Here is a 26,551-nt window from a genome sequence, read left to right as displayed (position 1 = left end):
CGCGCCGTCCGGACCGTCCGTCATGGCCCTGGCGCAGTTTCTTCCGTTGACGGAGGCCGCGACCTTCACGCTCGGGTGCGCCGTGCTGCACGCGACACGGATCGATCCGGAGCGTATCGCCATCGTCTTGGTCCTGACCGCTGCGATCCTCGCGGTCGCATTGCTGATCGGGCTGACGCCGGCGGATCTTGCCGGCGATGCCGTGTCCCTGGACCCGGCGAACCTCTGGCCCAGGCTCCTCTGACAGACCCGGCAGTTGGCTACCGAACCGTCGTCATGGCGCTTGTGGGCTCGCCGGAGGCTTCGGCCTCGGCCGGCACGACCAGGTGAACGAACAGCATCCCGGCGGCAACGATCAGCGCAAGGGCCAGGATCCGCCAAAGCTCCATGATCGGTTCCTGGGTCGTCGTCTCGGACTTGCGCGGCATCGCTTCCGTATCCCCGTTCTGCATGCTGTCCTGCGGATGGGGCCCTCGCCCCGCGTGATCGTCCTGTTCCACCGGAGGCCTGGATCGGCGTCCGGCTTGGACCAGGGGACACCTAGAGGATGAACGAGTCGTAAATCGTACAACCGGCGGCGGCCCGCTGAGCCTTACTGGGGGGCTCGTGATGCACGGATCAGCGTGTCGTCGGCACCGTCCCGCGGGTTGCGACAGGCGTCTGCGCCGTGGATCGACAGGGCGATGTTGGCGACCGGCGCGGGATCGACTGTCTGGAGGCGGACGGTGTGCCGGCTTCGCCCCGGGCCTTGGCGATGTCCCACGGCATCCCCCGACACCGATTCGCCGTCAGCATGGCCAGGGCTGCGCGCGCGACCGTGCCGGGACCAATCGTCAGCTGATATGATCGCCGTCGAAGCAGCCGTGTTTTTTCAAGCTCCACAATGGATATTGATGAGTATGCAAATTAATCGGCCTTGCCCAGGTTCTGCCGCAATTTAGATCAGACTTCATGCCTATATGAGGACATAGTGATCGGAAGGGCCAGATGTTCGAGAGTCTCTTCTGGGGTGCCGCGATTATCGCCCTGGTCGGATCCGCCGCGCTGGTCGCGATCGGCGCCGCCGTGCAGCCGCCGATCATTCAGAAGGATGACCTCGCTTCGGGTATCCTGGACCCGCGCCGGACCTTCGGACGCAAGCGGCCCTGGCGTCGCCCATCCCGCGTGGTGCGGCGGCTCGGCTCACTCCCGCTGCGGTAGACGGCGCGATGAACGACGCCGAATAGTAAGCCTGTCTGCACCAAAGACGTACATCACCCGTCGCCGCCGCAAATGCTACGGTTCGATGACTGCAGGACGGCAGTCAAGCGGTAGCGCGAGAGGGCTCAAGACTGATGAGCGTGCGTCAGATTTGCGATCAGGTGCGGGTCACCGAACGGGCGTTCACGGCGGCGCTCGGCGCCATGAAGGCGACGGGGCTGCGCGAGGAACTGACCCGGGAGCTTCAGGAGATGGAAGCCGCTGAGATCGAGGCCGGGCAGGACGAGACCTCGGCGCGCTCGGCCTCGTGGAAGCGGGTCAAGATGCTTCACGGCCTCGGCTATCCGGTGGATTTCGGCTGGCTTCACCTCGCCAGCCGCGCAGCCCCGGTTCGCTCCGCCTGAGTGGGGCGACCGGAGCCGATCCCGGACCTCGCGCAAGTGCGCGAGACCCGGGACCCGTTCGGTTCAGGGGGCCAGGTCGTGAACCGGCGCCGGGACGGTGGTGTTGCTGCTGTTGAGCACGGTGCTGCTGGTCGGGACGGCCTTGAGCGCCGCCTTGTCGATCTGCGGTGGGGCCGGCAGCTGCAGCTGTTCGCTGGTATAGGCCCATTCCTCGGCGACTCGATCCGGATCGTCGTTGAGTTTCAGGCCGTAGCTCGGGACGAGCTGCTTGATCTTCGCCTGCCACTCGGGCGTGGCGACGTTCTTGGCGAACACCTTCTCCAGGACCTGCAGCATGATCGGCGCCGCCGTCGAGGCGCCCGGGGAGGCCCCGAGCAGGGCGGCGATGCTGCCGTCCTTGGCGTTCACGATCTCGGTGCCGAGCTTCAGCACGCCGCCCTTGTTCGGGTCGCGCTTGATGATCTGCACGCGCTGGCCGGCCTGCCAGAGGCGCCACTCCTCCTTCTTGGCCTTCGGGAAGTACTCGCGCAGGGCCGCGATCCGGTCGTCATCCGACAGCATGAGCTGGCCGGCCAGGTACTCGACCAGGGGATACTCGTCGATTCCGACCCGGACCATCGGCCAGATGTTGCTGGTCGTGGTCGAGCTGAGAAGGTCGAGATACGAACCCTCCTTGAGGAACTTGGTCGAGAAGGTCGCGAACGGCCCGAACAGGATCACGCGCTTGCCGCCGAGCACACGGGTGTCCAGGTGCGGCACCGACATCGGCGGGGAGCCCACCGACGCCTTGCCGTAGGCCTTGGCGAGGTGCAGCGTCGCCACGTCCGGGTTCTCATTGATCAGGAACGAGCCGCCGACCGGGAAGCCCCCGTAATCCGCGCCCTCCGGGATGCCTGATTTCTGCAGCAGGTGCAGGGCGCCGCCGCCCGCACCGATGAACACGAACTTGGCATCGACGCTGCGCCGCGACCCGTCCTTGGTGTTGCGGGAGGTGACCCGCCAGGAGCCATCCGCATTCTTGGTGATGCCCTCGACCTCGGTCGAAAGGTTCAGCTTGAAGTTCGGCTGGCCCTGCAGATGGGCCACGTACTGACGGGTGACCTCGCCCCACTCGACATCGGTGCCGAGCGGCGACCATGTGGCGGCGACCTTCTGTTTCGGGTCGCGCCCCTCCATCATCAGGGGCACCCATGTCTTGAGCTGCTCCGGATCAGTCGAGTACTCCATGCCGGCGAACAGCGGGCTGGCCTTCAACGCCTCGAAGCGCTTCTTCAGATAGGTGATGTTGTCGTCACCCCAGACGAAGCTCATGTGCGGGGTGTAGTTGATGAAGGAATGGGGGTTCTTGAGGACCCCGGTCTTGACCAGCGAGGCCAGGAACTGGCGCGTGACCTGGAACGCCTCGTTGATCTCGACCGCCTTGGCGATCTCGACCTGGCCGTTCTTCTTCTCGGGGGTGTAGTTCAGCTCGGCCAGCGCCGAGTGGCCGGTGCCGGCATTGTTCCAGCCGTTGGAGCTCTCCAGGGCGACCTGATCCAGGCGCTCGACCATCTGGATCGACCAGGTCGGCTCCAGCTGGTTGAGCCACACGCCGAGCGTGGCGCTCATGATGCCGCCACCGATCAGCAGCACGTCGACCTTGCCGTCGGCGCTATCCGCGAAGGCCAGGGAACTCGGCAGCGAGGCGGCCGCGAGCCCGGTGGCGGCGGTGCCAAGCAGCTGCCGGCGGCTGAAGGCCAGCCTCTCCTGCGCGGAGTGCCCGGACCGGGGCTTGTTGGTGTCGTCGGCACGCATCGCCACATCTCATCGTTGCGGACCGGGACAGTGCGGCTCGCACTCTCCGGTCAAGAAGGCGTCGGATCGACACGACCGGGAGACCCGCGCGTCCAGCCTTCCAGAACGTTCCCCCGCCGATGGTGCGGCACTCGAAGAGTGATCGATCGATCTTATCTGATCGTTCTTATAATTAGCGGCCGAACACACCCTCGAAGCGCTGACAAAAGCAGCTTCGAGAAACCCGATACGCGATCGGAAAGACTTTTCTTAACCTATAACCCGGTTCGTTCGCGCAATGCCGAATAAAGCCATGACCGGATTCGAAAATCAGCCGTCGTATGACGCGAATCGAGGATGACAGGTATGGCCAACTGGCTTGCCGTCCGCGTCTTAAGGGATGAGGTCTGAAAGAACAATCTGTGGTGCTGGACAATTGCCCGGATTGCACCCGATCTAAACAGGCGACGCCTGTGCGCCCGGCGCGGTGGCACTCGGTCTGTCCGACCCTATCGGCTGCGGCGGAAGCGAATGATGCTGCGCGACAGGCGGCCGGCATCCCAGTTGGGCATGATTCGCCACGGTGTCGTCACGTCCGCCGCGTCACCGTGAATCGCGATCGTCCGCCGCTGCTCGGTGTTGACCCATTCCGGTGCCCAGGCGGTCTGGACCTGCGTGATCCACTGGTCCCCCTCGATCCGATAGCGGCCGATATAGGCCACCAGCGTCTTCATCAGCGCGGCGCGATCGGCATCGGTCTCGGCCGGCGTCCGGTCGGTGCCTTCCAAGTTGAACGCGACCCAACCGTCCTTCGTGAAGATCACCCGGCCCCGCGGTGCGCTGCCCATCGCGTCGACGAGCGATCCGGTCGCCTTATCCTCGACCTGATAGGAGACGAGCTCCCAGGTTCCGACGATTTTCGCGGCCAGGTCGTCCTCGTCCGCCTGAATCGGGGTCTGGGCTTCGGTGGCATGGCCGGGGGACGCGGCCATGAGCAGGGCCGCGGCGAGCGTGGCGGAGAATTTCGTCATCCTGGGATTCTCCTTCCGGCGCAGCCCGACGTCGACGTGCCGGACATCGAGAGCCGTGCGCCGGGGCGGTGATGCCAACGGCGCAATGCGGGCATTCCCGGAGACGGCGCGCTTCCCCTAACGGGTCTTGGTGGCGCGAAGCTGGGATGGGAGGCGGATGTGCACCCTCGATCGACGCGGATCCGAAGGCAGGACTGACTGGCTGCCAGAGCCTGTCATTCTGTAAACGTCGGGGGAGCGTATTAAGCGGATCAGCGCTCTAGGCGGCTGATGGTGCCCAGGAAAGGACTCGAACCTTCACCTCTTGCAAGACTGGTACCTGAAACCAGCGCGTCTACCAATTCCGCCACCTGGGCTTGCCGCCGACCCAGCGGTCGGCGACGGCTTCGTTTATTCGGACGGACGGGGCCCGTCAATCGCGATTTCAGCCTTTCTGGCCTCAGCTGCGCGGCCATTCCCGGATGTCGACGAACCGGCCGGCCACGGCCGCCGCCGCCGCCATGGCCGGCGAGACCAGGTGCGTGCGTCCGCGATGGCCCTGGCGGCCCTCGAAGTTCCGGTTGGAGGTCGAGGCGCAGCGCTCCAGCGGGTTGAGCCGGTCGGCATTCATCCCGAGGCACATGGAGCAGCCCGGCTCGCGCCAGTCGAAGCCCGCCGCCTTCAGCACCCGGTCGATGCCCTCGGCCTCGGCCTGCGCCTTCACGAGACCCGAGCCCGGCACAACCATGGCCGAGACGCTCTCATGCACCTTACGGCCCTCGACCATCTGGGCGACGACCCGCAGGTCCTCGATCCGGCCGTTGGTGCAGGAGCCGATGAACACCCGGTCCAGGGTGATGTCGGTGATCGGCGTGCCCGGGGTCAGGCCCATATAGGCCAACGCTTTCTCCTTGGACTGACGCTTGTTCTCGTCAGCGATCGCCGCCGGATCCGGCACGCGTCCCTGCACCGAGATCACGTCCTCCGGGCTGGTGCCCCAGCTGACGATCGGCGGCAGGCTCGCGGCGTCGAGGCGGACCTCGCGGTCGAAGAACGCGCCCTCGTCGGTGAGCAGGCTCTCCCAATAGGCGCGCGCCTTGTCGAAGGCGGCGCCCTTCGGCGCCTTCGGACGGTCCTTGACGTAGGCGTAGGTGGTGGCATCCGGTGCCACCAGGCCGGCCCGGGCGCCGCCCTCGATCGACATGTTGCAGATCGTCATCCGGCCCTCCATCGAGAGGGCGCGGATCGCATCGCCGGCATATTCGATCACGTGGCCGGTGCCGCCCGCGGTGCCGATCTCGCCGATGATCGCCAGGATGATGTCCTTGGCGCCCACGCCGGCCGGCAGCGCGCCGTCCACCGTGACGCGCATGTTCTTGGCCTTCTTCTGCACCAGCGTCTGCGTGGCGAGCACGTGCTCGACCTCCGAGGTGCCGATGCCGTGGGCCAGCGCCCCGAACGCGCCGTGCGTCGAAGTATGCGAGTCGCCGCACACGATCGTCTGGCCCGGCAGCGTGAAGCCCTGCTCCGGACCGATAATGTGGACGATGCCCTGGCGCCGGTCGAGGGCGTCGTAGAACTCGATGCCGAAGTCGCGCACGTTCTCGGCCAGGGCCTCGAGCTGGGTCCGGCTCTCGGGATCGTCGATGCCCTTCGAGCGATCGGAGGTCTGGACGTTGTGGTCCACCACCGCCAGCGTCTTTTCCGGATGCCGCACCTTGCGGCCGGCCACGCGTAGACCCTCGAACGCCTGCGGGCTCGTGACTTCGTGAACGAGGTGCCGATCGATGTAGAGGAGGCTGGTGCCGTCCGGCTGGACATCGACGACGTGGTCGTCCCAAATCTTGTCGTAGAGGGTGCGCGGGCTGGTCATCGGTTTTCGTCTTCGGATGGGATCGGTGCAGAGCTCTCGCGATAATGCGGGTTCCTTAGTAGGCATCGCGCGCGGTTTTCGGAAGAGGCAAGTCCTCGCCCTGTCAATTGGCCGCTCGGCGCTTGGCCCCCGATGTCACGGCCGGAGGCCGAGCGTGGCTGGCGCCCCACCGGCCACTGGCCCTATGCCGAAGCGAGCATGACCGGCCGCATCGGCGGTCGTTCAAAAACAAGGGAGTGTGGGATGTCCGAAGCGCCGCCCGAGATCCTGTTCCTCAAGAAAATGCATCCGCTGGTCGAGGCCGCCTTCGAGGGGCGCTTCATGGTGCACCGGCTCGCGGGCGCCGCGGACCCGGAGGCGCTGCTCGCCGAGATCGGCCCGCGGATCCGGGGGCTCTGCGTCGGCGGCCAGGTCGACGCCGCCCTGATGGATAAGCTGCCGAAGCTCGAACTGATCGCGAATTTCGGCGTGGGCTACGACGCCGTCGACGCCGTCGAGGCGCAGCGGCGCGGGATCGTCGTCACCAACACCCCGGACGTGCTCACCGACGAGGTCGCCGACCTCGCCGTCGGCCTGGTTCTGGCGACCGTAAGGCGGCTCCCGCAGGCCGACCGCTACCTGCGCGAAGGTCATTGGCCGAAGGCGCCGTTCCCGTTGACCGCTTCGCTGCGCGGGCGGCGGGTCGGGATCCTGGGGCTCGGCCGGATCGGGAAGGCGATCGCCCATCGGCTCGAGAGCTTCGGCGTCGCGATCGACTATCACGGCCGCAGCCGGAAGGACGACGTATCCTACACCTACCACGACAGCCTGCTTGGCATGGCGCGGGCGGTCCATATCCTGATCGTGGTCGCGCCCGGGGGCGACGACACCCGCGGCCTGGTGGATGCCGGAATCCTCGAGGCGCTGGGACCCGAGGGGATCCTGATCAACGTCGCCCGCGGCAGCCTGGTCGACGAGGCCGCGCTGATCGCGGCGCTTCAGGCGGGCACGATCCTGGGGGCCGGGCTCGACGTGTTCGAGAACGAGCCGCACGTGCCGGCGGAGCTCGCGGCCCTCGACAAGACCGTGCTGCTGCCGCATGTCGGCTCCGCCTCCGAGCATACCCGCACGGCGATGGCGCAACTCGTCGTCGACAACGTCCTGTCGTGGTTCGAGGGGCGCGGTCCGCTGACCCCCGTTTCCGAGACACCCTGGAGCCCGCCCGCGTGAGACCTGCACTGGCCCCGCTGCTTGCCGCCCTGGCCCTGATCCCGTGGCCGGCGGCGGCGCAGCAGGACTTTGCCGCTCCTCCGACGGCGCCGGAGCCCAGCCTCCTGGATCCGGGGACGCTGGCCGCTCCGCCGATCGCAACACAAGCGGCTCCCCCTGCCCCGCCGAGCCTGCCCGAGCGTCTCAGCGAAGTGCCAGGGACCTGGGACCTGTCGCGCGACGGCACCAATCGCCGTTGCGTCATGACCCTGCGAAGCGAGAACGGCGACGCCGGCCAGCGGATCAGCTTCCCAGCCGGTTGCCGGCGCGCCCTGCCGGTCGTGAGCGGCATCGCCGGCTGGCTGTTCAGTGACCGGGGCGTGCGCCTGGTGGACCGGAACGTCCGCCCGATCCTCGAATTCGCCCGGCGTCCGGACCAGCGTAGCCTGGTCGCAAAGACGGAAGGCGGTGAGACCTACAGCCTGGTCCCCCTCGACATCGCGGCGATGCGTCCGGCCGTGTCTGCCGCACCCGACATCGCCGGAATTGAGGCTGCGCCGGCGCAGTCCTCCTTGCAGACCGCGCCGGCTGTGCCCGCTGAATTGCAGCGTAGTGCGAATGCGACCGCCACGGCGGCGCCGGGGCCTGCTCCGGGTGTTTACGCCCTCGACCGCTTCCAGGAACGCGACACCTGCCGGATCACCCTGGACGGAGCCGGCGGCGGCGTTCACGTCGTCCCGGGCTGCCACGATGGCGGCCTGGAGGTGTTCGACCCCGTCCGCTGGCGCTACGCCAACGGACGGATGACCCTCACCGCCAAGCGCGGCCACACCATCGACCTGGTGGCGACCGACGATGGGCGGTGGCGGCGCGAGCCCGAGGTCGGCACCACCTTCGTGCTGCGCCGGGTCGAGTGATCCTATCGGGATCCGCGGCCGTCCTGGACCGGCAGCATCCGCTCCAGCAGGCCGTCCCGGCGGATCACGAGGTGCCAGATCGTCGCGGCGACGTTCAGCAGCACGAGCGCGTAGACGAACCATTGCCCGACGAGATGGATCGACTCGGCGATCTTCTGCGCGCCCTCGTCCTTGGTCAGGCCCGGGATGGTGAACAGCCAGAAATACGGCGTGTCACGCCCCGACAGCGCGCTCAGGAGGTAGCCGCTGATCGGCATGATCAGGAAGATCGCATAGAGCAGCCCGTGATTGACGCGGCCGATCAGCGTCAGCAGCCGCGGCGCCAGGGGATCGGTCGAGGCCGGCCGGATCATCCGCCACACGATCCGCAGGACGACGATCGCCAGGATCGTCAGCCCGACCGACTTGTGCAGCACGAAGAGGCTGCCCTTGGCGGGGGCCGGCGGCAGGCTCACCGCCACCCAGGCGAGCGGCAGCACCGCGAGCGCCAGGGCGGCCGTCACCCAGTGCAACGCCTGCGAGACCGGGTGGTAGCGTGGCAGGCCTGAAGCCGTGACGTAGGTGGCGGGAAGCGGCGTCCCCGCCTTCTTGCCGGCCGTGATCGTCGAACCTGCCATGATCCCTCGCGGATGCGCATCGTTCACCGTGGATCTAAGCAGACCGACGGTGCCGGACCAATGCCACGTTTGATCAAGTTTAAGAATAATCCTACTTTATCGTCGCGGGACACATCACACTTACTGCTAGCGGCGGGCGCACCCGTGTCAGGCGGCCGCCCCCGCGTCGATCGCCCGGGCTACGTCGAGCAGCGCGGCCAGTTCCACCGCGGCGGTGGCCAGACGGGCCGCCACGGTCACGTCGGTGATCCGGCCGTCGGCCATGTCGTCGGGGCCGGCATAGACCGACGTCGGCGCCACATGCGCCGCGAAGAAGCCGAACAGCGGCCGCAACCCGTGCTCCACAACCAGGGCGTGGCGCAGGCCGCCACCCGTTGCGGTGAGAACCACCGGCATGCCCGCCATCCGCGCCGGATCGACGAAATCGAACACGTGCTTGAACAGCCCGGCATAGCCGCCCTGGTAGACCGGCGTCCCGACGATCAGGGCGTCCGCCCCCTCGATCGCCGCGATCAGGTCCGCCGCCGGCAATGGCAGATCCTCGAGCCGTGAGGCACCGATCCCGGGTCCGGCATCGACCAGATCGTAGACCGCAAGGTCGATCCGGCCCAGCCGCCCGAGCTCGGCGCCCACCGCCTCCACGAGATCGCGGGTCCGCGAGGGTCGCTTGGCGCTTCCGGAGAAGGCGACGACACGGGGAAGGCTGGGCTTGACGCTCACGACTCGACGCTCACTTGGACATGTTCATTCAGACGCCGTGCGCCCCGTGGCGGGACACGCGCAAATCTCGAGCCCCCCGAGCGTCCGGCGACGCTTCTTTCGGAGGCGCGCCCGCAGATCGTGGTCCGACCGCAAGGTAGCGCATTCCGGCCGCGGATGAAGCCTCGATGCTCCGGCGGGTGCGATTGACAGCGCGACGCGCCGGCCATCGTCTCAGCCATGCAACCGCCAAACGTGACTCTGCTTGATCTCGGCGTCTTCGAGGGCGCGGGAGACCGGCACTGCGTAGGTTGCGAGGCATTCGAGGCGGTCGCGCGGCAGGTAGGTGCGTCCCGGATCGCCGATCAGCACCGTGACTCCGGTGGCCTGGAGGTCGGTGAGCCAGTCGGTCACCGCCTTGGCAAGGTCGCGCTCGTAGAACACGTCGGCGGCGAGCACGAGATCGGCCTGGGGTCGTGTGCCGAGGAGATCGGCCGAGACCGGCTCGATCAGGCCGGCGACCCCGTTGGCCGCGGCGTTGATGCCGATCGCCGCCACGGCGAACGGGTCGAGGTCGCTGGCGAGGACATGCTGGGCGCCGGCGCGGGCTGCGGCGATCGCCACCAGGCCGGAGCCCGAGGCGAAATCCACGGCCCGGCGTCCATATGCGATGTCGGGGTGGTCGAGAATATAGCGGGCGAGCGCCTGCCCGCCCGCCCAGGCAAAGGCCCAGAACGGCGGCGGCAGCCCGATCTCTTGCAGTTCGTCCTCGGTCTTCTGCCAAAGTTCGGTCGCCTCGTCGGCGACGTAGAGCTGGATCTCCGGCGCGTAGGGAACCGGCAGCAGCCGGGTATGGGCCTCGATGAAACCGAGCGGATCGTCCGGGGGGCGCATGATCAGGCGTCCAGCAGGTCGCGCCAGACGGCGCAGACCCGATCGGTGACCGCGGCCTCGGTGAAGCCGCCCGCCTCGATCCGCGCCCGCGCCGCCGTGCCGAGGCGCGCCACCAGGGCGGGATCGCCACTCAGGCGGACCAGTGCTTCCGCCAGCATCGGGACGTCACCCGGAGGCACGAGCAGGCCCTCGATGCCGTCCCGCACGAGGCTGCGGCAGCCCGGGACATTGGTCGTCACCAGCGCCCGGCCGCAGGCCCCGGCTTCGAGCAGGGTGCGCGGCAGTCCTTCCCCACCCCGGGACGGCAGGCAGGCGACGTGGTGTTGCGCCCAGACGGCGGACACGTCGGAGGCCAGGCCATGCCACGCGACGCCATCGCGGCTCCAGGCACGCAAAGTGGCCTCGTCGATCGAGCGGCGGTTGGACGGGTCGGGCGCCCCGAACAGGGCGAGCTCCACGGGCGCGCCCCGGGACCGCGCCAGCCGGGTCGCCTCGACAGCCACGTCGATGCCTTTGGACCAGAGCATGCGCGCCACCACGGCGACTTTGAGCGGTGGCATCGCCGGGAGCGAGTGTGGCGCGAAGGAGCCGCAATCGACTCCTGCCCCGCCGAGCACCGTCACCGCCTGCTCGGAGGGATCGAGGCCCAGCGCCAGGGCGTCGTCCGGGTTCTCGAACAGGAATCGGGTGCGCCCGGAAGCCAGCGGGCCGCGGATCAGCGCCTTCAGGCCGAGCCGAGCCGCGCGCCCGATCCGGTCGTCGCGGGCGCCGACGAGGCCGAGGCCCGTCAGCGCGTAGACCCGTGCCGGGATGCCGGCCATCGCGGCCGTGGTGCCGCCCACCAGGATGCTTCGCAGGGCGATACAGTGGACGATGTCGGCGTTCAACGCCTTCAGGATCCCGGCGAGCTGTCCGGCTGCGTAGCCGGCGGCCATCGGGTTCAGGCTCGCCCGGTCCGCTTCGAGCGGAACGACGCGTGCGCCGGTCGCCTCGATCACGGCACGGTGCGCCCGCACCCGGGTGACGACAGCCACCGAGAGCTCCATGCCGATTGCGGCGCGGGCCATGGGCAGGAAGTGCGAGGCGAAGAACCAATCCTCTGTGACGACGAAGACAAGGCTTCGCTTCGGGTTCGGGCGGGTGTCGCGGGCGGGTTCGGAATCCATCCAGTCCCTCTAGCACGGCACCGCGGATCGGCCTGCGACGGATGCGCAGACTCGGAACGGCGGTCGGGCGACGCCGGTTGATCAGCGCCTTCTCGCCGGGCGGTACCCCGGCGGCGTATCCGGGAGGGGCGACCATGGCGGATGTCGAGACGGACCAGAACGGCGGAAGCTTGCGGGCGGCGGCCGAGGAAGCCGGCCTCGTCTACGTCGATGACAGCCGGCCGGGCCTGACGCGCAAGCGCAGCGGTACCGGTTTCCGCTATCTCGACGCGAAGGGCGCCCCGGTGCGCGACAAGCGGATTCTGGCCCGCATCCGCGCTTTGGCGATCCCGCCAGCCTATACGGACGTCTGGATCTGTGCGCGCAGCAGCGGCCATATCCAGGCCACCGGTCGGGACGCCAAGGGCCGCAAGCAGTACCGCTATCACCCCGAATTCCGGCAGGCGCGGGAGGCCAACAAGTTCTCGCGCATCATGGCCTTCGCGGATGCGCTTCCCAGCATCCGCCAGCGAGTCGATACCGATATGAAGCGGCGGGGCCTATGCCGCGAGAAGGTGCTGGCCACCGTGGTCCACCTGCTCGAGACCACGCTGATCCGGGTCGGCAACGACGATTATGCCCGCACCAACAAGAGCTACGGCCTCACGACGTTGCGCGATCCGCACGTCCGGATCGCGGGAGCCGAACTGTCGTTCCGGTTCAAGGGGAAGAGCGGCAAGACGTGGGATGTGTCGCTGAAGGACCGGCGCGTCGCCCGGATCGTGAAGGCCTGCCAAGACCTGCCGGGGCAGGAGCTGTTCCAGTACATCGACGGCGACGGGGTCCAGCGCGACGTCACCTCATCGGACGTGAACGCGTATTTGCGCGAAATCACCGGCCAGGACTTCACCGCCAAGGATTTTCGGACCTGGGCAGGCACCGTCCTGGCGGCCCTGGCCTTGCGGGAATTCGAGAGCTTCGACAGCGAGGCGGGCGCCAAGCGCAACGTCCGCACGGCGATCGAGAGCGTGGCCGGCCGGCTGGGCAACACGCCGACCATCTGCCGGAAGTGCTACATCCACCCCCAGATCCTCGACTGCTACCTGGAGGGCGATCTCCTCCTGCAGGTGAAGGATGCGGTCGAGTCCGAGCTGAGCGGGGATCTCGGCAAGCTCCGCTCCGAGGAGGCGGCGGTGCTCGGGCTGCTCCAGGCGCGGCTGGCCGCGTCGGAGGGCGATGCCCGGGCGGGAAAGAAGGTCAAGCCGGCTGCAACTCAGGCCCGCAAGCGGAGCAAGTCCAGTCAGGTCGTGTCCCGGGCCAAATCGGCGGCCAAGTCCGCGACGGGGGGCAAGCGGTCGTCCGGTGGTCCGCGGGCGCAGGTCGGCGCCGCATAGGGGGGCAGCCCCGCCGGGGCTGCCCGGTATCCCGGTCAGTGCCGGGACTGATTGCCGGAGCCGCCGCCGCGCCGATTCGGGTCGCTATCGACCACCGGAGCCAGCCCGAGCTGGCGCGCCAGCGAGACCAGGTCCTTCAGCCGCCCGGTCTGCGTCTTGCGGCGCAGGTTGAGCCGGTGCGTCTCGACCGTCCGGACGCTGAGCGCCAGGCGGCGGGCCACCTCCTTGTTGCTGAAGCCCGAGCTGAGGAAGCGCAGCACCTCGGCTTCGCGGGGGGTGAGCCCCAGGCTGTCGCCTTGGTCCGCCGGCATCACCGCCTGCTGTTCCGGCGCCACGAGGCAGTCCGACCCTTCGGCCAGGGCGAGCAGGGCCGCGCCCAGCTCCCGCGGCGACTTCGAGCGCGCCACGAAGGCATCGGCTCCCGCCGCCAGCAACGCCCGCAGATCGTCTGCGGTGAGCGCCCCGAAGGCCACCAGCGTCCGCAGGTTCGGTTGCCGCTCCTTCAGGCCGACGAGACGCGCGATCCCATCCGCCAGCCGGATCTCATCGAGGAAGATCAGCGCGACCGCGGGCCCGGCATTCGCCTGGTCCAGGTCCTCGAGGCCGATCGTGTGAAACTCCGGCATATGCTCCAGAGTGGCGCGAACAGTCGCGCTCAGGTCCTGCGGTTCATCCAGGATCAGGACGCCTACGGCCGTACTCATGACCTCGCACCTTTCGTCTCCCGGCGATACAAAGGGGCCGGGATCGGATGCGTAGTTCCAAGATCCATTCCACGAGTTTGGCGCGAATATTAAGCTTTATTTTCGCAGATTCTGTCGATTCCTGTCATCGTGCCGCGAATGCCTGTGCCGATATGGGTCGCTGCCCGTAACCATACTGTGCCGCGTCGTGCCAGGTTGGGCCGGCGCGGCTGTCTCAGCTTGCGACGGCCAAGCCGGCATCGCTCTGGTACGGCACGACGCAGTTGCGGCCCCTGCCCTTGGCGGCATAGAGCGCGATATCGGCCCGCTTGATCAGGGCAGGAACGTCATCCGCCTCGATCCAGGTGCTGACGCCGAAGCTGCAGGTCAGGCTGATCGCATGTTTGCTGCCGCGGATGCAGAGCGCCTGGACGCTCTCGCGCAGGCACTCGGCCCGGGCGATTGCTTCCGCGAGTCCGCAGCCCGGCAGGACAAGGCCGAATTCCTCGCCGCCCAGCCGGCCACCGATGCCGTCCCCCGCAATCAGTTCGGCCACGGCCTGGATGGCAAGGTCGCCGACATCGTGGCCGTGCTCGTCATTGATCCGCTTGAAGTGGTCGATGTCCGCCAAGATCGCGGAGATCCGGCCCGGGCGACCGCCCTGCTCCGCGGCCATGCGCGCCCGGTCGAAGAACGCACGGCGGTTATAGGCACCGGTGAGCGGATCGGTTTCGGCCAGCCGGATCAACTCCTCCTGCATGGTGATCAGGCGCTCGGCCGCGCGCAACCGCGCGTTCAGCTCCTCGGCGCTCGGCGGCTTCTCGATGAAGTCATCGGCGCCGCTGTCGAGGGCCTCGGCGAGGCTCCGGACGTTGCGGGCGGACGACATGGTGATGACGTGCAGCGGCCGGCGTTCCTCGGCGAGGAGGCGCGCGGACCAGCAGAGTTCGAGCCCGCAGAGCGGTCGGACTTCGACGCTGGTGATCAGGACCCGGACCGAGGGGGTCGCTGCGAGGAATTGCAGGGCCTGGGCGGAATCCGTGAAGGCGTGCACATCATGGCCGCGCGGTTCGATCAGCGAGGCGATGATCTGCAGCACGACGCGGCTCGAATCAACGATAACGATCTGCATGGCATGACCCGGACTCGATCTCCGGTTTCTGCACAACAAGACTTAACTTCGACCCAACAGCGGAGCCGAATTCCAGCATGAGCGAGGTCATCTCCACGCCCGACTTGCGCTATATCGTGGTCCGTGGCCGATTGTGGCGGCGGGCCAATCCCGGCCTCTCGGCGGAGCACCGCGCATCTCTGGTGTCCCGGCTGATGGACGGGCGCCGAGCGGTGAAGGCGGCCAAGGCTGCCGAGCATGAGGGGCGGCCGGAAGCGGGTGCCGTGATGAAGGCCGCCCGGGCCGCGGTCGACGCCGCCAAGACGGAACTCGGCGAGCGCGGTCCCGTCTGGGGTGACGACGGTGCGCCGGACTTGAACCGTCACATGGTCCGGAACACGCCCTATGCCAGTTGGTTCGCGGCGCTCAACGGCGGGGAACCTGGACCGAAATGACCCGCGCGCCCGCCGCGCGGCTCGCGCCGGAGTTTGTCGCGTTGATGACCGTGATGGTTGGCGGCTGCGCCGGAGCGGCCGCGATGCCGGTGACGGTCGGGATCCCGTAGGTCCCGTAGCTCCAGGGCGACGGCACGATCTGGCTTGGCCGGGGCACGCGGGTCAGCGGGGCGCCGATATAGGTGCCGCGTACGAAGGGGCCGGCGAAATCGGCATCCCCGGTCGTCACGGGTGCCGAGGGATAAATACCCTGTGCTGCAGCCGGAGCAGCCAGAAGGACGGCTGAGAGCGTAAGCAATGTCCGGGACATCATGCAGCCGGCTCCGAATCTCGGCGGGAGGAACGCGTCAGGCGTGAACCTGTGCAACCGACCCGATCACCGGCCGTTCCGGGTCGCTAGCCGCGGGGACTGCGTATGGGCGCCGTCCCCCACATGGTCAGCGGCAGGTCGTGATCCGGCGTACCACCCAGCCCTCGCCCTCGATCCACAGGCGCCGCCGTGCCCGGCTGCAGGTCGCGTCGTCGTCGCGCTCGACGGCGGCGACCGGATGGACCTGAGACGGAGCGGCCTCGGCCACTTTGGTCTCGGTTCCGGCCGGCGCGGCCTGGGCATTCGCCAAGCCGGCAAGGAGCAGAAGGGCACTGGCCGCGCCGGCTGCGGTCGATCGGATGGTCATGGTGGAACAGCGCCCTGCGGCCGAGTTTACGGAGTTGCCAGTGGAATGCGCGGCGCAGCAATTCGGTTTCATCGATTGCGGCCGTTATCGGCACGGCCCCGCAGCCGGCGGGCGTGACGGTGTGCTACGGCACCGGCCGCACCGCGCGCTTAGACTTCGCAGGCGACGCGTATTAGGAGAAGCGGCCCGGACGCGACGTCTTCCGTGGACCCTCAACCAGCGGTCCGGGCGGGCCGGTCCACGAGCGAAGGTCGATGAGCAAGCCGAAGCCCCCGACCAACGTCCTCCTCACGCCGGAGAAGCGCGCCGAGGACGTGGACCAGACGATCCGGCCGCTGAGCCTAGCCGAGTTCATCGGGCAGAAGGCGGCGCGCGCCAACATGCAGATCTTCATCGAGGCGGCCAAGATGACCGGCCAAGCCCTCGACCACGTGCTGTTCGTCGGGCCTCCGGGCCTGGGCAAGACCACGCTGGCGCAGATCGTGGCACGCGAGCTCGGGGTGAATTTCCGCTCGACCTCGGGCCCGGTCATCGCCAAGGCGGGCGACCTGGCCGCGCAACTAACCAATCTCGAAGAGCGTGACGTGCTCTTCATCGACGAGATCCACCGCCTCAACCCGGCCGTGGAGGAAATCCTCTATCCGGCGATGGAGGATTATCAGCTCGACCTGATCATCGGCGAGGGTCCGGCGGCCCGCTCGGTGAAGATCGAGCTGCCGAAATTCACCCTTGTCGGGGCGACCACTCGGGCGGGGCTGCTGACGACGCCGCTGCGCGACCGGTTCGGCATCCCGATCCGGCTCGAATTCTACGAGATCGACGAGCTCGAGAAGATCGTGGCCCGCGGCGCCCGGGTGCTCGGGCGCGGCATGTCGCCGGAAGGCGCCAACGAGATTGCCCGGCGGGCCCGGGGCACGCCGCGTATCGCCGGCCGGCTGCTGCGGCGGGTCCGCGACTTCGCCATCGTGGCTGAGGCCGAGACGGTGACGCGCGCCATCGCCGACCGGGCGCTGAAGCTGCTCGACGTGGACTCAGTCGGCCTCGACGTGATGGACCGCAAGTACCTGACGCTGATCGCGACCTCGTTCGGCGGCGGTCCGGTGGGAATCGAGACGATCGGGGCGGCTTTGTCCGAGCCACGCGACGCCATCGAAGACATCATCGAACCCTACCTGATCCAACGCGGATTCGTGCAGCGCACCCCGCGCGGCCGGGTGCTGACGAAGCACGCTTTCCGGCACATGGGCTTTGCCGAGCCGCGGCGCGAGCAGGACAGGCTGTTCGACGACGGCGACGCGGCCTGAGCCACTGATCAGCGGCTCCATGCGGTTGGTACGGGGCTGGTTCACGCCTGCTTCATGGGCGACCGCTGCTATGTTTCGGGGCGGTGCCGCCTTTTCGGTGCGCCGCACGATTGGCAAGCGTCTGAGCGGTCTCTGATTTTGTGCCGCCTACGCTTCCAATACAGCCAAGCTTTTGCGTACTCGAACCCCCTGGTCCGATCACGCAAAAGCGATCGGTCGATTGGAACAGTGGAAAAACGCGGCAGTTGTGGTGGCAACCGCGCCTAGTCTGCGTGGCGCTGGCAGGATCGTGGGACTGTGGCTTCGGTCGCGGTATCCCGGAAGATCTTTGAGCCCTCAATAAGAACACCAGGGACTATCTTTCGACATGAAGAACATCACCCTCGCCGTCCTCGGCCTTTCCGCCGCTGCGCTCACGACGCCGGCTTTCGCGCAGGACGCGCTGCCGATCCGGATCCTGCCCTTCGCCAACCAGCAGCAGGGCGTCGGCGCTGCCGCCACCGAGACCCCTGCGTTCCGCGCCGAGGCGCTGCGTTCGGATGCCACCAGCATCGAGGCCAGCCGGATCGCCCTGGAGCGTTCGCGCAACCCGCGGGTTCGCAACTACGCCAACCGCGTTCTGGTCGAGCGCAAGGCCACCACCGACGCGCTCCTGCCGGCGAACACCTCCCTGTCGCGTAACGGCACGGTGGTCTCTGACAACCAGGGCATCCAGACCGATCTGAGCAACCCGGTCGGCTTCGTGCTGGCGCCTGTGACCATCGCCGCGAATCTCGGCACCAGCATCGTCGGTGGCGCGCTCGGCGCGGTCGGCATCGTCGACAACAGCCCGACCGAGCCGGGCCGTCGCGTGGCGCTCGGCGAGCGCGGTCAGGCCCGCCTGTCGCAGCTCAAGTCGGCCCCGAACGGCCGGTCCTTCGACCGTACCTACATCGACCAGCAGGCCCGGTCCGACGCGCAGACCCTGGCCCTCTACGACGCCTACGCCAAGTCGGGCGACAGCGCCCAGGGCCGCCGCTTCGCCAGCGAGGCGCTGCCTTACATCGCCGACGAGCACGCCCACTCGGCGAGCCTGGCCGCCCGCATCGGCGGCTGATCCGTCAGCCCAGACCTGACTACGCGAGGGCCGCCCCAGGGCGGCCCTCGTCATGTCGGAGGCCTGCCGAGCGGCACGCTGCCGCGACGGTCTCAGCGGGCGGGTTTCCCCGCCTCTGCACCATGCCGTAGACGACACCGATGAGCCGACCGAACTCGACCGACCTCGTTACGACGAACGACGGCATCGCGCCCCACCTCTTGGGCGTGCGGGTCTACTACGAGGACACCGATTTCTCGGGCTTCGTCTATCACGCGAGCTATCTGCGCTTCCTCGAGCGCGGCCGGACGGAATTGCTGCGCGGCTTGGCGGGGGATCAGTCCGAGTTGCACCGGGAAGCGCGCGGCCTCGTCTTCGTCGTGCGGCGGATGACGCTGGATTTCATCCGCCCCGCCCACATGGACGATCAACTCACCATCGTGACCCGCACGCAGCATCTGCGCGGCGCCTCGATGCAGCTCGCCCAGGAAGTGCGCCGGGGCGATGAACGGCTTGTCGCCGCCGAGGTCACGGTCGCCTGCGTGCGCGACGGCCGTGCCATCCGCCTGCCGGAGGCCCTGCGTCGGCTCCTGGCCCCGGCCGGAGCCGAGTAAGGCACGGGTTTCAGGCGACTCGCGTCGGGTCGGTGTCGCGCAGCAGCTTGGCGAAGGCGTTGACGATGGTCATCGCATCGTACTCGACCGAGACCAGCTGGAAGCCCATCGCGACCATCTCCCGGGCCCGTGCCGGGGACGGCGAGAAGGCACAGGGCAGCTTGCCCGCCGCCCGCGTCTTGCGCACGATCTCGCCGAGCGCGGCCGTGACCGCTGCGCCGGCCGGGTCGATGGCCGTACCCTTGGAGAGCGCGATCGACAGGTCGGCGGGGCCGACCAGGATGCCGTCGATGCCCGGCAGGGCCAGGATCGGCTCCAGAGCGTCGATCGCTTCCGCGGTCTCGCACATGGCAATGGTCAGGGCCCGGGCATTGGCGCCGGCGAGATACTCGGACGCTTCGCTCTGGCCCGACATCCACATGGCGCGGTCCGGTCCCCAGCTCCGCTGGCCGACCGGCGGGTATTTGGTGGCGGCCACCAGCGCCTGCGCGTCGGCCACGCTGTTGATCATCGGCGCGACGATGCCCGCGGCGCCGGCATCCAGCATCCGCGACGCCATCGCGAAGTCGCCCACCGGGATCCGGACCAGGCTCGGCTTGCCGGCGAGCGCCACCTCGGTGATCGCCGCGCAGCACGAATGGTAATCATGCGCGCCATGCTGCTGGTCGAGGAGCACGGCGTCGAAGCCCGATCGCGCGAGGGCGCCGGCGATGGCCGGGTCGCCGATACAGGACCAGCCGAGGAAACGGGCGGGCTCGGCGGGCAGCAGGCCGTGGAGGCTCGGGACGGGCAGGGTCATGACGCTTCCTGTACTGAGACTCGCGGTGCACGCGGTACTTTGACCGCATCAGGATAAAGGAGCCGGTTTCACGAGGTCCAGCCTCTTGGCAGAACCGTGCGGCCGAGACTTCGGAATGCCTTTGGATCGCCGGGATCGAAACCGATCCTTAACCCTGTCGCGCCCTTAACGAGGTCGGTGCAAGCCGGCCGGGTCCGGGCGCGAAGACGGCCCTTACTTTCGACAGATTCGCGGACGATAGCATTGATATCGCTCACGGATCCGGCGGACGCGGGCCTCGCCCGGCGCATCGCGATCCGGAGCAGGAGACCTCGACGGATGAACCCAGCCGACGCGATGCAGGCCGCGCCTGTCGCCGACATGACGCTGCTCGGGCTGTTCCTGCAGGCCCACTTCGTCGTGAAGATCGTGATGATCGGGCTGCTCAGCGCCTCGATCTGGTGCTGGTCGATCATCGTCGACAAGACGCTGCTGTTCCGGCGCACCAAGGCCGAGATGGACGCGTTCGAGGACGCGTTCTGGTCCGGCCGCTCCCTGGAGGAGCTGTTCCGCTCGTTCAACGATCGCCCGGCCACCGGGCTTGCGGCGGTGTTCGTGGCCGCCATGCGCGAGTGGAAGCGCTCGTTCGAGGGGTCGGGCCGTCAAGTCCAGTCCCTGTCCCAGCGCATTGAGAAGCAGCTCGACGTCACCATTCAGCGCGAGGTCGAGCGGCTCGAGTCGCGCCTGCTGTTCCTGGCCTCGATCGGCTCAGCCGGCCCGTATATCGGCCTGTTCGGCACGGTTTGGGGCATCATGACCGCGTTCACCTCGATCGCGGCCTCAAAGAACACCTCGCTCGCCGTCGTGGCACCCGGCATCGCCGAGGCCCTGTTCGCCACCGCGATCGGCCTGTTCGCCGCGATCCCGGCGGTGCTGGCCTACAACAAGCTCCAGGCCGAGGTCTCGAAGTCGCAATCGCGGCTGGAGGGTTTCGCCGACGAGTTCTCCGCGATCCTCTCCCGCCAGATCGACGAGCGCCTCTCGCTCGCCGCCTGACCGCGCCGATCCAGGAGATCCATCCATGAGTATGGCGGCGGGGGCATCCCACGGCGGCAAGCGGCGGCGGCGCAGGGGCCGGCGCGGCGGGCCGATCAACGAGATCAACATGACGCCGTTCATCGACGTCGTGCTGGTGCTGCTGATCATCTTCATGGTCGCGGCGCCGATGATGACGGTGGGCGTGCCCCTCGACCTGCCGCAATCCAAGGCCTCGCCGCTCAATTCCGACGTGAAGCCGGTGACGATCTCGATCCGCCAGACCGGCCAGGTCTTCCTCGGCGAGGACGAGCTGACCGACGAGACGATCATCCCGAAGCTCCTCGAGACCGCCAAGACCGGCACCGAGGAGCGCGTGTTCGTGCGCGGCGACAAGCGGGTCGATTACGGCCGCGTCGCGCAAGTGATGGCGATCGTGACCGGCGGCGGCTTCAAGAAGGTCGCCCTCGTGACCGAGCCTGAGCATCAGTAGGGCCTGGACCGTGGAGTTCCACTTCGACCGCAAGGAACCGGGTGTCTGGATCTCCGCCGGCACCCACGTGGCGCTGCTGGCCTTCGCGCTGTTCAGCGTGGCGGCCCCGGCCCTGCCCGAGGCGCAGGAGGGCGTGCCCGTCGAGGTGATCACCGAGAACCAGTTCTCCGAGATCACCAAGGGCGAGCGCCAGGCCGACAAGCCGATGCCCAACGCCCAGCCGCGCGCCGACCGCCAGGCCGAGAAGGTCGAGGATCGCGAGCCCGAGAACGCCAAGACCGACGCGCCGACCGCGCCCAAGCGCACGGCCGAGATGAAGCTTGCCAACGCGGAGGAGATGCCCCTGCGCGCCGAGCCGGATCCGCAGGAGGTCGCGAAAGCCGCCAAGGCCGCCGAGGAGAAGCGCGAGGCCGAGAAGGCTGCCGCCAAGGCCGCGGAAAAGGCCGCCGAGAAAGCCGCGGCCGACAAGGCTGCCGCCGCCGAGAAGGCTGCGGCGCCTAAGGCCGAGGCGAAGGCGGCCGCGAAGGCCGAAGCCGAGAAGCGCGAGCAGCTCGACAAGCTGATCGAGCGGCAGGAGGCGGAAGCCGCGGCTGCCGCCGCGAAGGCCGCCGCCGCGAAGGCCGAGGCCAAGGCCAAAGCGGATGCCGCCAAGGCCGAGGCTGCTCGGGACGCTGCCCGGAAAGCCGCCGAAGCCAAGGCCGAGGCGGAAGCCGAGCGTCAGAAGGAAATGGCCGAGGCCAAGGCCGCGCACGAGAAGGCGGAAGCCGCCGCCAAGGCCGAGGCCGCCGCCAAGGCGAAATCCAAGGCGATGGCGGACGCCAAGGCCAAGGCCGATGGCGAGGCCAAGGCGCGCAAGCAGGCCGAGCTCGCCGACAAGTTCAACGCCGGCGACATCCGTTCGATGCTCGCGTCGAAGGCGCCGTCGCAATCCACCGGCGCCACCGGCCATACGGTGCAGAAGGTCGCCGCCCTGGGTGCCGCGACCGGCACGGCGCAGCGCCTGTCGCCGTCCCTGCGCGACGCCCTGGTCGGTCTGCTGCAGCAGCAGATCGAGCGCTGCTACTCCGCGCCCCCCGGTGCCGCCCAGGGCGTGATCCTGCCGGTGCTCGACATCCGCCTGAACCCGAACGGTTCGCTCAGCACCGAGCCGCGGATCATGCGGGGCGGTTCGAGCTCGGTGGACCAGTCGATCGCGCAAGCCGCGCTCCGGGCGGTGCGCCGCTGCGCGCCGTATAACATTCCGGCCACCTACGCGCCGTATTACAACGACTGGAAGGCCATCAACGCGGAGTTCGAATTCACGGCGACCTGAGGTCGCCGTCCGCGCCGCCTGCCCTCATCCGCCTCCCCGTCTGATCGCCACTTCGGATCCGACCCATGCAGAACCTCCCCTCCGCCGGGCCTCTTCCGGCGTCCTCAGCTGCGCGCCTGATCGCATTCCTGGCGTTCCTCGCGGTCGCCCTCGGCTTCGTAGCGCCGGCCCACGCGCAGCTGCAGCTGCGCATCGGCGGCGGCAACTTCCAGCCGATGCCGATCGCCATCGCCGATTTCGGCGGCGACCCGAGCCTCGGCGGACTCGTCTCCGGGGTCGTGACCAACAACCTGCGCCGCTCAGGGTACTTCACGCCCCTCGACCATGCCCGCTTCCCCGAGCAGCCGAACTTCGATGCGGCGCCGAACTTCGAGAAGTGGCGCGCCACCGGCATCCAGGGCTTGGTCACGGGCCGCGTCTCCAGGGACGCTTCCGGCAAGCTTAAAGTCGAGTTCCGGCTCTGGGACGTGACCTCCGGCCAGCAGATGACCGGCCAGCAATACGGCACCGACACCGCCAACGCCCGGCGCACCGGCCACCTGATCTCGGACGCGGTCTATACCAAGATCACCGGCCTCGGCCCCTGGTTCGACAGCCGCATCGCCTTCGTGGACGAGAGCGGCCCCAAGGAGAATCGCCGCAAGCGCCTGATGGTGATGGATCAGGACGGGGCCAATGTCCGGGCGATCACCAGCGGCGAGATGTCGATCGTCGCGCCGCGCTACTCGCCGGCCACACAGGACATCGCCTTCATGGCCCAGGCCAACGGGCACCAGCCCCGGGTCCAGGTAATCAACCTCGAGACCGGCGCGCGCCAGGCGCTCGGCAACGTCGATTCCATGAGCGCGAGCCCGCGCTTCTCGCCGGACGGGCGCAAGCTCGTCATGAGCGTGCAGCAGGGCGGCAACGCCGACATCGTGACCATGGACATCGCCTCCAAGGCTCAGCATGCGATCACCAACGGCATGGCGATCGACACCTCGCCGACCTATGCGCCGGACGGCACGCAGATCGCGTTCGAGTCGGACCGGGGCGGCTCGCAGCAGGTCTATGTCATGGGTGCGGACGGCTCGAACCCGCACCGCATCACCTTCGGGGCCGGCTCGGCCTCGCAGCCGGCTTGGTCGCCGCGCGGTGACCTGATCGCCTATACCCGCCAGCGCAACGGCGGCTTCGCAATCTGCGTGTCGAAGCCCGACGGTACCGGCGAGCGCGTCCTCACCGAGGGCTACCACAACGAGGGGCCGACCTTCGCGCCGAACGGCCAGTACGTGCTGTTCTTCCGCGATCCGGGCGGCCAGGGCGGCGGCAAGCTGTTCATGGTCGACATCACCGGCAAGGTGGAGCAGTCGATCCCGACCCCCTCCTACGCCTCCGACCCGACCTGGTCGCCGCTGCTGGCGGGACGCTGACTTGTTTCGGACTTTGGAGCTCGGCTACCAGTCGGGCTCCGATCGTTTCACGGCCGTCGTTTCTGAAGCCTGGGGCCTTCCGATCGTATCGGCCAGATCGCGCAGGGCGCGCGGCAAGGCATTGAGCGCCGGATCGTCGAACCGCAATCGTGGCAGTCGTGTCCATACGAGCGATGCGACGAGATCCGCCTGTGCAGCATCGCGTGAGCGTTTCAGAGGATCGCGGTCGCCCCTGGTTGAAAGCCATGCTTTGTGGAGCGCGAAGGCGCGCGGGTCGATGACCCACATCTGCACCGGATAGCCCCTGGCATCAATCACCGTGACGGCAGTCTTCGGGCTGTTAACCAACCACCCAAGCCCCTCGATCTCGACCGCCTGTAAATCGTCCGCGGCCGATCCGATTCGATTGCGGGGCGGCCGCCGTATCGGACCCGTCCCGGCCGGCATGATCAGATCGACCAGATACCCGTCCCGGTTGACGGCGCGGAAGCCGGGATTTCCAACGGCCGTGAACGAGCGGTCGACTTTCTGCAGTTCGGCCAGCAATCCGCCTGCCGCTGCCTCCGGCGCGACGAGGCGCAAGCTTTTTCGGGCATCATACAGGAGGTCGATGTCGCCGGTTGCGAGCTGGGGGCCGGCGATCTGAACGCCCCCGAGCCGTTCATAGGCATACAGGGCATTGGTCCCAACAACCCCGACCACGGGACCATACAGGCGCGCCTCGGTGAGGCGGCGCAGCACGCGGGCCGCGATGATGGGTATTCTCCCGATGCGGAGCGCTCGGTTGACCGGAGCCATCTCGTCCAACCGAGCGGCAAGGTTTGTGATCCGGTCCTGCACACGCTCGCGGCCCTGATGGAACCCGCTGTGGATCTCCTCCGTGGCGGACGAACGGGCACCGAGAGACTTCCAGACGCCTTGGCGCTTCCGATACAGGTACGTGTGCGAGCCCACCGTTTTCCAAGCCATAGAGCCGGCATAGCGGTGATCGAGTTCTGTGCGGGCCTTGGCGTAGGCCGCGAAGATCTGCTCGGTATCGATCGTTTGTCGGGCTTGATCGCCATTCAAGTCGGTGAACAGCATGGCTCGATTCCAGGCCCCTCATCAGGGACTCGACTCGATAGCATGCGCTGCGTTTGTCGCAAATGGCTGAAGTAAAAGGGTTATCCCTTTCGGGGGACGAAATCGTCTGCGGAGGGATAATGGCTGCTGCTACCCCTGCCCCAGCAACCGGTCCCGCGCCCGCAGGGCCGGGAAGAACCGGCCCCAGAGCAGCGCGACCGCGATGGTCGCGGCACCGCCCGCCACCACCGCCGGGACCGCCCCGATCGCCGCGGCGAGCACGCCAGATTCGAACTCGCCGAGCTCGTTCGAGGCACCGATGAACACCGTGTTCACCGCCGAGACCCGCCCGCGCATGGCATCCGGGGTCTCGCCCTGCACAAAGGTCTGGCGGACATAGACCGAGATCATGTCGGCTGCGCCAGTGACGAACAGGCAAGCCATCGACAGGGGCAGCGAGGTCGAGAGCCCGAACGCCACCGTGGCCGCGCCGAACACCGCGCACGCCCGGAGCATCCGCAGTCCGGCATGGCGCCGGAGCGGGCGATAGGCCAGCAGCACCGCCATGGTGACTGCCCCAAAGGCCGGCATGCTCCGCAATGCCCCGAGGCCGAGGGGACCGACATGCAGCACCTCGCCAGCATAAATCGGCAAGAGCGCCGTGGCGCCGCCGAGCAGGACCGTGAACAGGTCGAGGCTGATGGCGCCCAGCACCACCGGCTGCGAGCGGATGTAGCCGATGCCGGCCGAGAGCGCCGCCCAGGTGATCGGCGGCCGCTCCGTCACCGCCGCCGGGCGGAAGCGGATCAGCCCGGTCAGGACGCTCGCCAGGGCGAAGCTCGCCGCCGCGCCGCCGAACACCACCGACGGCCCGAGGGCGTAGAGCAGGCCGCCGAGCGCCGGACCCATTACCGAGGCGCTCTGCCAGAGCGAGGCGTTCCAAGCGATGGCGGAACCGAATTGCGGACCCGGCACGAGGGTCGGCAGCAGCGCTTGCAGGGCTGGGTTGGCGAAGGCCCGGGCGGTGCCGACGACGATCACCAGGGCATAGATCGGCCAGACCGCCTGGAGGCCGGCATGCGCGTAGGCGAGCAGGCCGAAGCTCGCCAGACTCTGGAGCCCGAAGGCCGAGGCCCCGACCAGACGCCGATCATAGGTATCGGCCACATGGCCGGTGATCAGGGCGCAAAGCACTGCGGGCAGGAAACCCGCCAGCCCGACGAGGCCGAGCGCCAGGGCGGAATGCGTCAGGTCGTAGACGAACCAGCCGATCGCCACCGCCTGCATTTGGTAAGCGAGGCCCGTCAGGAAGCGGGCCGAGCCGAACAGGCGGAAGTCGCCGATACCGAAGACGGCCCAGCCGGAACGATCTGTGTCGGACATGCCTCCTGCTGATCCCGGCCGGGGGATTAATCAAGCCCGGCGG

The 26,551-nt window shown here is 68.3% G+C and carries 29 protein-coding genes and 1 tRNA gene; 14 read left to right on the top strand and 16 right to left on the bottom strand.

What is annotated here, in order from left to right:
* Positions 1–22 precede the first annotated feature (22 nt).
* Entirely contained in the window at positions 23–244 is a 222-nt protein-coding gene (locus AO398_RS15070) for a hypothetical protein (RefSeq protein WP_058192942.1), read from the top strand.
* A gap of 16 nt (positions 245–260) precedes the next feature.
* Here the strand turns inward: AO398_RS15070 and AO398_RS15065 are convergent, their stop codons facing one another.
* Positions 261–452 (bottom strand): hypothetical protein, encoded by a 192-nt coding sequence (locus AO398_RS15065; protein WP_058192941.1) that lies wholly within the window; start codon positions 450–452, stop codon positions 261–263.
* Between the two features lie 535 nt (positions 453–987).
* On the opposite strand from AO398_RS15065, the gene AO398_RS15060 reads away from it, so the two are divergent.
* Together AO398_RS15060 and AO398_RS15055 are read left to right on the top strand one after the other, a co-directional pair.
* Positions 988–1,200 (top strand): hypothetical protein, encoded by a 213-nt coding sequence (locus AO398_RS15060; protein ID WP_058192940.1) that lies wholly within the window; start codon positions 988–990, stop codon positions 1,198–1,200.
* Positions 1,201–1,334: 134 nt separating this feature from the next.
* Positions 1,335–1,604 (top strand): hypothetical protein, encoded by a 270-nt coding sequence (locus AO398_RS15055; protein ID WP_058192939.1) that lies wholly within the window; start codon positions 1,335–1,337, stop codon positions 1,602–1,604.
* A gap of 63 nt (positions 1,605–1,667) precedes the next feature.
* On the opposite strand, the gene mqo is transcribed toward AO398_RS15055, so the two are convergent.
* The 4 genes from mqo to leuC all read right to left on the bottom strand — a co-directional run bounded on the left by mqo (position 1,668) and on the right by leuC (position 6,260).
* Positions 1,668–3,398 (bottom strand): malate dehydrogenase (quinone), encoded by a 1,731-nt coding sequence (gene mqo / locus AO398_RS15050; RefSeq protein ID WP_058192938.1) that lies wholly within the window; start codon positions 3,396–3,398, stop codon positions 1,668–1,670.
* A 488-nt stretch (positions 3,399–3,886) separates the two neighbouring features.
* On the bottom strand, positions 3,887–4,408 hold the full coding sequence (locus AO398_RS15045; protein ID WP_058192937.1) for a lipocalin-like domain-containing protein: 522 nt from the start codon (positions 4,406–4,408) through the stop codon (positions 3,887–3,889).
* Between the two features lie 271 nt (positions 4,409–4,679).
* Positions 4,680–4,764, bottom strand: a tRNA-Leu gene (locus tag AO398_RS15040).
* Positions 4,765–4,847: 83 nt separating this feature from the next.
* Positions 4,848–6,260 (bottom strand): 3-isopropylmalate dehydratase large subunit, encoded by a 1,413-nt coding sequence (leuC, locus tag AO398_RS15035; protein ID WP_058192936.1) that lies wholly within the window; start codon positions 6,258–6,260, stop codon positions 4,848–4,850.
* Between the two features lie 243 nt (positions 6,261–6,503).
* On the opposite strand from leuC, the gene AO398_RS15030 reads away from it, so the two are divergent.
* Positions 6,504–7,469: a 2-hydroxyacid dehydrogenase gene (locus AO398_RS15030; RefSeq protein WP_058192935.1), complete on the top strand. Its 966-nt coding sequence runs from the start codon at positions 6,504–6,506 to the stop codon at positions 7,467–7,469.
* On the top strand, positions 7,466–8,365 hold the full coding sequence (locus AO398_RS15025; RefSeq protein ID WP_058192934.1) for an AprI/Inh family metalloprotease inhibitor: 900 nt from the start codon (positions 7,466–7,468) through the stop codon (positions 8,363–8,365). The genes AO398_RS15030 and AO398_RS15025 overlap by 4 nt, the downstream gene beginning before the upstream one ends.
* Positions 8,366–8,367: 2 nt before the next feature.
* Here the strand turns inward: AO398_RS15025 and AO398_RS15020 are convergent, their stop codons facing one another.
* The 4 genes from AO398_RS15020 to AO398_RS15005 all read right to left on the bottom strand — a co-directional run bounded on the left by AO398_RS15020 (position 8,368) and on the right by AO398_RS15005 (position 11,741).
* Complete coding sequence (locus AO398_RS15020) at positions 8,368–8,982, bottom strand: cytochrome b (protein ID WP_058192933.1); 615 nt, start codon at positions 8,980–8,982, stop codon at positions 8,368–8,370.
* A 147-nt stretch (positions 8,983–9,129) separates the two neighbouring features.
* A complete protein-coding gene (locus tag AO398_RS15015) occupies positions 9,130–9,702 on the bottom strand; it encodes an NAD(P)H-dependent oxidoreductase (RefSeq protein ID WP_058192932.1) in 573 nt (190 codons plus the stop codon).
* 213 nt (positions 9,703–9,915) lie between these two features.
* Positions 9,916–10,575, bottom strand: a complete 660-nt coding sequence (locus AO398_RS15010; RefSeq protein WP_058192931.1) for a 50S ribosomal protein L11 methyltransferase — start codon at positions 10,573–10,575, stop codon at positions 9,916–9,918.
* A 2-nt stretch (positions 10,576–10,577) separates the two neighbouring features.
* Entirely contained in the window at positions 10,578–11,741 is a 1,164-nt protein-coding gene (locus tag AO398_RS15005) for a glycosyltransferase family 4 protein (protein ID WP_058192930.1), read from the bottom strand.
* Positions 11,742–11,875: 134 nt separating this feature from the next.
* On the opposite strand from AO398_RS15005, the gene AO398_RS15000 reads away from it, so the two are divergent.
* Complete coding sequence (locus tag AO398_RS15000; RefSeq protein WP_058192929.1) at positions 11,876–13,114, top strand: DNA topoisomerase IB; 1,239 nt, start codon at positions 11,876–11,878, stop codon at positions 13,112–13,114.
* A gap of 35 nt (positions 13,115–13,149) precedes the next feature.
* Here AO398_RS15000 and AO398_RS14995 read toward each other — a convergent pair whose 3' ends face one another.
* Together AO398_RS14995 and AO398_RS14990 are read right to left on the bottom strand one after the other, a co-directional pair.
* Positions 13,150–13,818 (bottom strand): response regulator transcription factor, encoded by a 669-nt coding sequence (locus AO398_RS14995; RefSeq protein ID WP_058192928.1) that lies wholly within the window; start codon positions 13,816–13,818, stop codon positions 13,150–13,152.
* A 214-nt stretch (positions 13,819–14,032) separates the two neighbouring features.
* On the bottom strand, positions 14,033–14,929 hold the full coding sequence (locus tag AO398_RS14990; RefSeq protein ID WP_058192927.1) for a diguanylate cyclase: 897 nt from the start codon (positions 14,927–14,929) through the stop codon (positions 14,033–14,035).
* 77 nt (positions 14,930–15,006) lie between these two features.
* On the opposite strand from AO398_RS14990, the gene AO398_RS14985 reads away from it, so the two are divergent.
* Positions 15,007–15,363 (top strand): hypothetical protein, encoded by a 357-nt coding sequence (locus tag AO398_RS14985; protein ID WP_058192926.1) that lies wholly within the window; start codon positions 15,007–15,009, stop codon positions 15,361–15,363.
* Here AO398_RS14985 and AO398_RS14980 read toward each other — a convergent pair.
* Both AO398_RS14980 and AO398_RS14975 read right to left on the bottom strand, forming a co-directional pair.
* Positions 15,335–15,676, bottom strand: a complete 342-nt coding sequence (locus AO398_RS14980; RefSeq protein WP_082643287.1) for a hypothetical protein — start codon at positions 15,674–15,676, stop codon at positions 15,335–15,337. The genes AO398_RS14985 and AO398_RS14980 overlap by 29 nt on opposite strands.
* Before the next feature lie 124 nt (positions 15,677–15,800).
* Positions 15,801–16,040, bottom strand: a complete 240-nt coding sequence (locus AO398_RS14975; RefSeq protein ID WP_058192924.1) for a hypothetical protein — start codon at positions 16,038–16,040, stop codon at positions 15,801–15,803.
* 254 nt (positions 16,041–16,294) lie between these two features.
* Here AO398_RS14975 and ruvB point away from each other — a divergent pair, with 254 nt between their 5' ends.
* From ruvB to ybgC, 3 genes are all read left to right on the top strand, one after another.
* Positions 16,295–17,344, top strand: a complete 1,050-nt coding sequence (ruvB, locus tag AO398_RS14970; RefSeq protein WP_058192923.1) for a Holliday junction branch migration DNA helicase RuvB — start codon at positions 16,295–16,297, stop codon at positions 17,342–17,344.
* A 367-nt stretch (positions 17,345–17,711) separates the two neighbouring features.
* Entirely contained in the window at positions 17,712–18,440 is a 729-nt protein-coding gene (locus AO398_RS14965) for a DUF4142 domain-containing protein (protein WP_058192922.1), read from the top strand.
* A 140-nt stretch (positions 18,441–18,580) separates the two neighbouring features.
* Positions 18,581–19,033: a tol-pal system-associated acyl-CoA thioesterase gene (gene ybgC, locus AO398_RS14960; RefSeq protein WP_058192921.1), complete on the top strand. Its 453-nt coding sequence runs from the start codon at positions 18,581–18,583 to the stop codon at positions 19,031–19,033.
* Positions 19,034–19,043: 10 nt separating this feature from the next.
* On the opposite strand, the gene AO398_RS14955 is transcribed toward ybgC, so the two are convergent.
* Positions 19,044–19,832: an aldolase/citrate lyase family protein gene (locus tag AO398_RS14955; protein ID WP_058192920.1), complete on the bottom strand. Its 789-nt coding sequence runs from the start codon at positions 19,830–19,832 to the stop codon at positions 19,044–19,046.
* Between the two features lie 318 nt (positions 19,833–20,150).
* On the opposite strand from AO398_RS14955, the gene tolQ reads away from it, so the two are divergent.
* From tolQ to tolB, 4 genes are all read left to right on the top strand, one after another.
* Entirely contained in the window at positions 20,151–20,867 is a 717-nt protein-coding gene (gene tolQ / locus AO398_RS14950) for a protein TolQ (RefSeq protein ID WP_007566854.1), read from the top strand.
* 25 nt (positions 20,868–20,892) lie between these two features.
* The gene (locus AO398_RS14945) at positions 20,893–21,339 is read left to right on the top strand and encodes a biopolymer transporter ExbD (protein ID WP_058192919.1); all 447 of its coding nucleotides are present in this window, start codon (positions 20,893–20,895) and stop codon (positions 21,337–21,339) included.
* 10 nt (positions 21,340–21,349) lie between these two features.
* Positions 21,350–22,651: a cell envelope integrity protein TolA gene (gene tolA, locus AO398_RS14940; protein ID WP_058192918.1), complete on the top strand. Its 1,302-nt coding sequence runs from the start codon at positions 21,350–21,352 to the stop codon at positions 22,649–22,651.
* A gap of 65 nt (positions 22,652–22,716) precedes the next feature.
* Positions 22,717–24,063, top strand: coding sequence for a Tol-Pal system beta propeller repeat protein TolB (tolB, locus tag AO398_RS14935; protein ID WP_058192917.1), 1,347 nt, complete (start codon positions 22,717–22,719; stop codon positions 24,061–24,063).
* A 24-nt stretch (positions 24,064–24,087) separates the two neighbouring features.
* Here the strand turns inward: tolB and AO398_RS14930 are convergent, their stop codons facing one another.
* Both AO398_RS14930 and AO398_RS14925 read right to left on the bottom strand, forming a co-directional pair.
* Positions 24,088–25,146, bottom strand: coding sequence for a nucleotidyltransferase domain-containing protein (locus AO398_RS14930; protein ID WP_058192916.1), 1,059 nt, complete (start codon positions 25,144–25,146; stop codon positions 24,088–24,090).
* Between the two features lie 129 nt (positions 25,147–25,275).
* Positions 25,276–26,508, bottom strand: a complete 1,233-nt coding sequence (locus tag AO398_RS14925; protein ID WP_058192915.1) for an MFS transporter — start codon at positions 26,506–26,508, stop codon at positions 25,276–25,278.
* Positions 26,509–26,551: the final 43 nt, after the last annotated feature.

Origin of the sequence: Methylobacterium sp. GXS13 (assembly GCF_001455965.1) — a bacterium.
Classification (GTDB): Bacteria; Pseudomonadota; Alphaproteobacteria; order Rhizobiales; family Beijerinckiaceae; genus Methylobacterium.
The sequence above is the reverse complement of the archived record's forward strand: the minus strand, read 5'-3'. Positions and strand labels throughout refer to the sequence as shown.

Excerpts from the sequence above, each read along its gene's own strand:
- AO398_RS15070 (WP_058192942.1), top strand. The coding sequence starts at position 23 with ATGGCCCTGGCGCAGTTTCTTCCGTTGACGGAGGCCGCGACCTTCACG.
- AO398_RS15065 (WP_058192941.1), bottom strand. The coding sequence starts at position 452 with ATGCAGAACGGGGATACGGAAGCGATGCCGCGCAAGTCCGAGACGACG.
- AO398_RS15060 (WP_058192940.1), top strand. The coding sequence starts at position 988 with ATGTTCGAGAGTCTCTTCTGGGGTGCCGCGATTATCGCCCTGGTCGGA.
- AO398_RS15055 (WP_058192939.1), top strand. The coding sequence starts at position 1,335 with ATGAGCGTGCGTCAGATTTGCGATCAGGTGCGGGTCACCGAACGGGCG.
- mqo (WP_058192938.1), bottom strand. The coding sequence starts at position 3,398 with ATGCGTGCCGACGACACCAACAAGCCCCGGTCCGGGCACTCCGCGCAG.
- AO398_RS15045 (WP_058192937.1), bottom strand. The coding sequence starts at position 4,408 with ATGACGAAATTCTCCGCCACGCTCGCCGCGGCCCTGCTCATGGCCGCG.
- leuC (WP_058192936.1), bottom strand. The coding sequence starts at position 6,260 with ATGACCAGCCCGCGCACCCTCTACGACAAGATTTGGGACGACCACGTC.
- AO398_RS15030 (WP_058192935.1), top strand. The coding sequence starts at position 6,504 with ATGTCCGAAGCGCCGCCCGAGATCCTGTTCCTCAAGAAAATGCATCCG.
- AO398_RS15020 (WP_058192933.1), bottom strand. The coding sequence starts at position 8,982 with ATGGCAGGTTCGACGATCACGGCCGGCAAGAAGGCGGGGACGCCGCTT.
- AO398_RS15010 (WP_058192931.1), bottom strand. The coding sequence starts at position 10,575 with ATGCGCCCCCCGGACGATCCGCTCGGTTTCATCGAGGCCCATACCCGG.
- AO398_RS15005 (WP_058192930.1), bottom strand. The coding sequence starts at position 11,741 with ATGGATTCCGAACCCGCCCGCGACACCCGCCCGAACCCGAAGCGAAGC.
- AO398_RS15000 (WP_058192929.1), top strand. The coding sequence starts at position 11,876 with ATGGCGGATGTCGAGACGGACCAGAACGGCGGAAGCTTGCGGGCGGCG.
- AO398_RS14995 (WP_058192928.1), bottom strand. The coding sequence starts at position 13,818 with ATGAGTACGGCCGTAGGCGTCCTGATCCTGGATGAACCGCAGGACCTG.
- AO398_RS14990 (WP_058192927.1), bottom strand. The coding sequence starts at position 14,929 with ATGCAGATCGTTATCGTTGATTCGAGCCGCGTCGTGCTGCAGATCATC.
- AO398_RS14985 (WP_058192926.1), top strand. The coding sequence starts at position 15,007 with ATGAGCGAGGTCATCTCCACGCCCGACTTGCGCTATATCGTGGTCCGT.
- AO398_RS14980 (WP_082643287.1), bottom strand. The coding sequence starts at position 15,676 with ATGATGTCCCGGACATTGCTTACGCTCTCAGCCGTCCTTCTGGCTGCT.
- AO398_RS14975 (WP_058192924.1), bottom strand. The coding sequence starts at position 16,040 with ATGACCATCCGATCGACCGCAGCCGGCGCGGCCAGTGCCCTTCTGCTC.
- ruvB (WP_058192923.1), top strand. The coding sequence starts at position 16,295 with ATGAGCAAGCCGAAGCCCCCGACCAACGTCCTCCTCACGCCGGAGAAG.
- AO398_RS14965 (WP_058192922.1), top strand. The coding sequence starts at position 17,712 with ATGAAGAACATCACCCTCGCCGTCCTCGGCCTTTCCGCCGCTGCGCTC.
- ybgC (WP_058192921.1), top strand. The coding sequence starts at position 18,581 with ATGAGCCGACCGAACTCGACCGACCTCGTTACGACGAACGACGGCATC.
- AO398_RS14955 (WP_058192920.1), bottom strand. The coding sequence starts at position 19,832 with ATGACCCTGCCCGTCCCGAGCCTCCACGGCCTGCTGCCCGCCGAGCCC.
- tolQ (WP_007566854.1), top strand. The coding sequence starts at position 20,151 with ATGAACCCAGCCGACGCGATGCAGGCCGCGCCTGTCGCCGACATGACG.
- AO398_RS14945 (WP_058192919.1), top strand. The coding sequence starts at position 20,893 with ATGAGTATGGCGGCGGGGGCATCCCACGGCGGCAAGCGGCGGCGGCGC.
- tolB (WP_058192917.1), top strand. The coding sequence starts at position 22,717 with ATGCAGAACCTCCCCTCCGCCGGGCCTCTTCCGGCGTCCTCAGCTGCG.
- AO398_RS14930 (WP_058192916.1), bottom strand. The coding sequence starts at position 25,146 with ATGCTGTTCACCGACTTGAATGGCGATCAAGCCCGACAAACGATCGAT.
- AO398_RS14925 (WP_058192915.1), bottom strand. The coding sequence starts at position 26,508 with ATGTCCGACACAGATCGTTCCGGCTGGGCCGTCTTCGGTATCGGCGAC.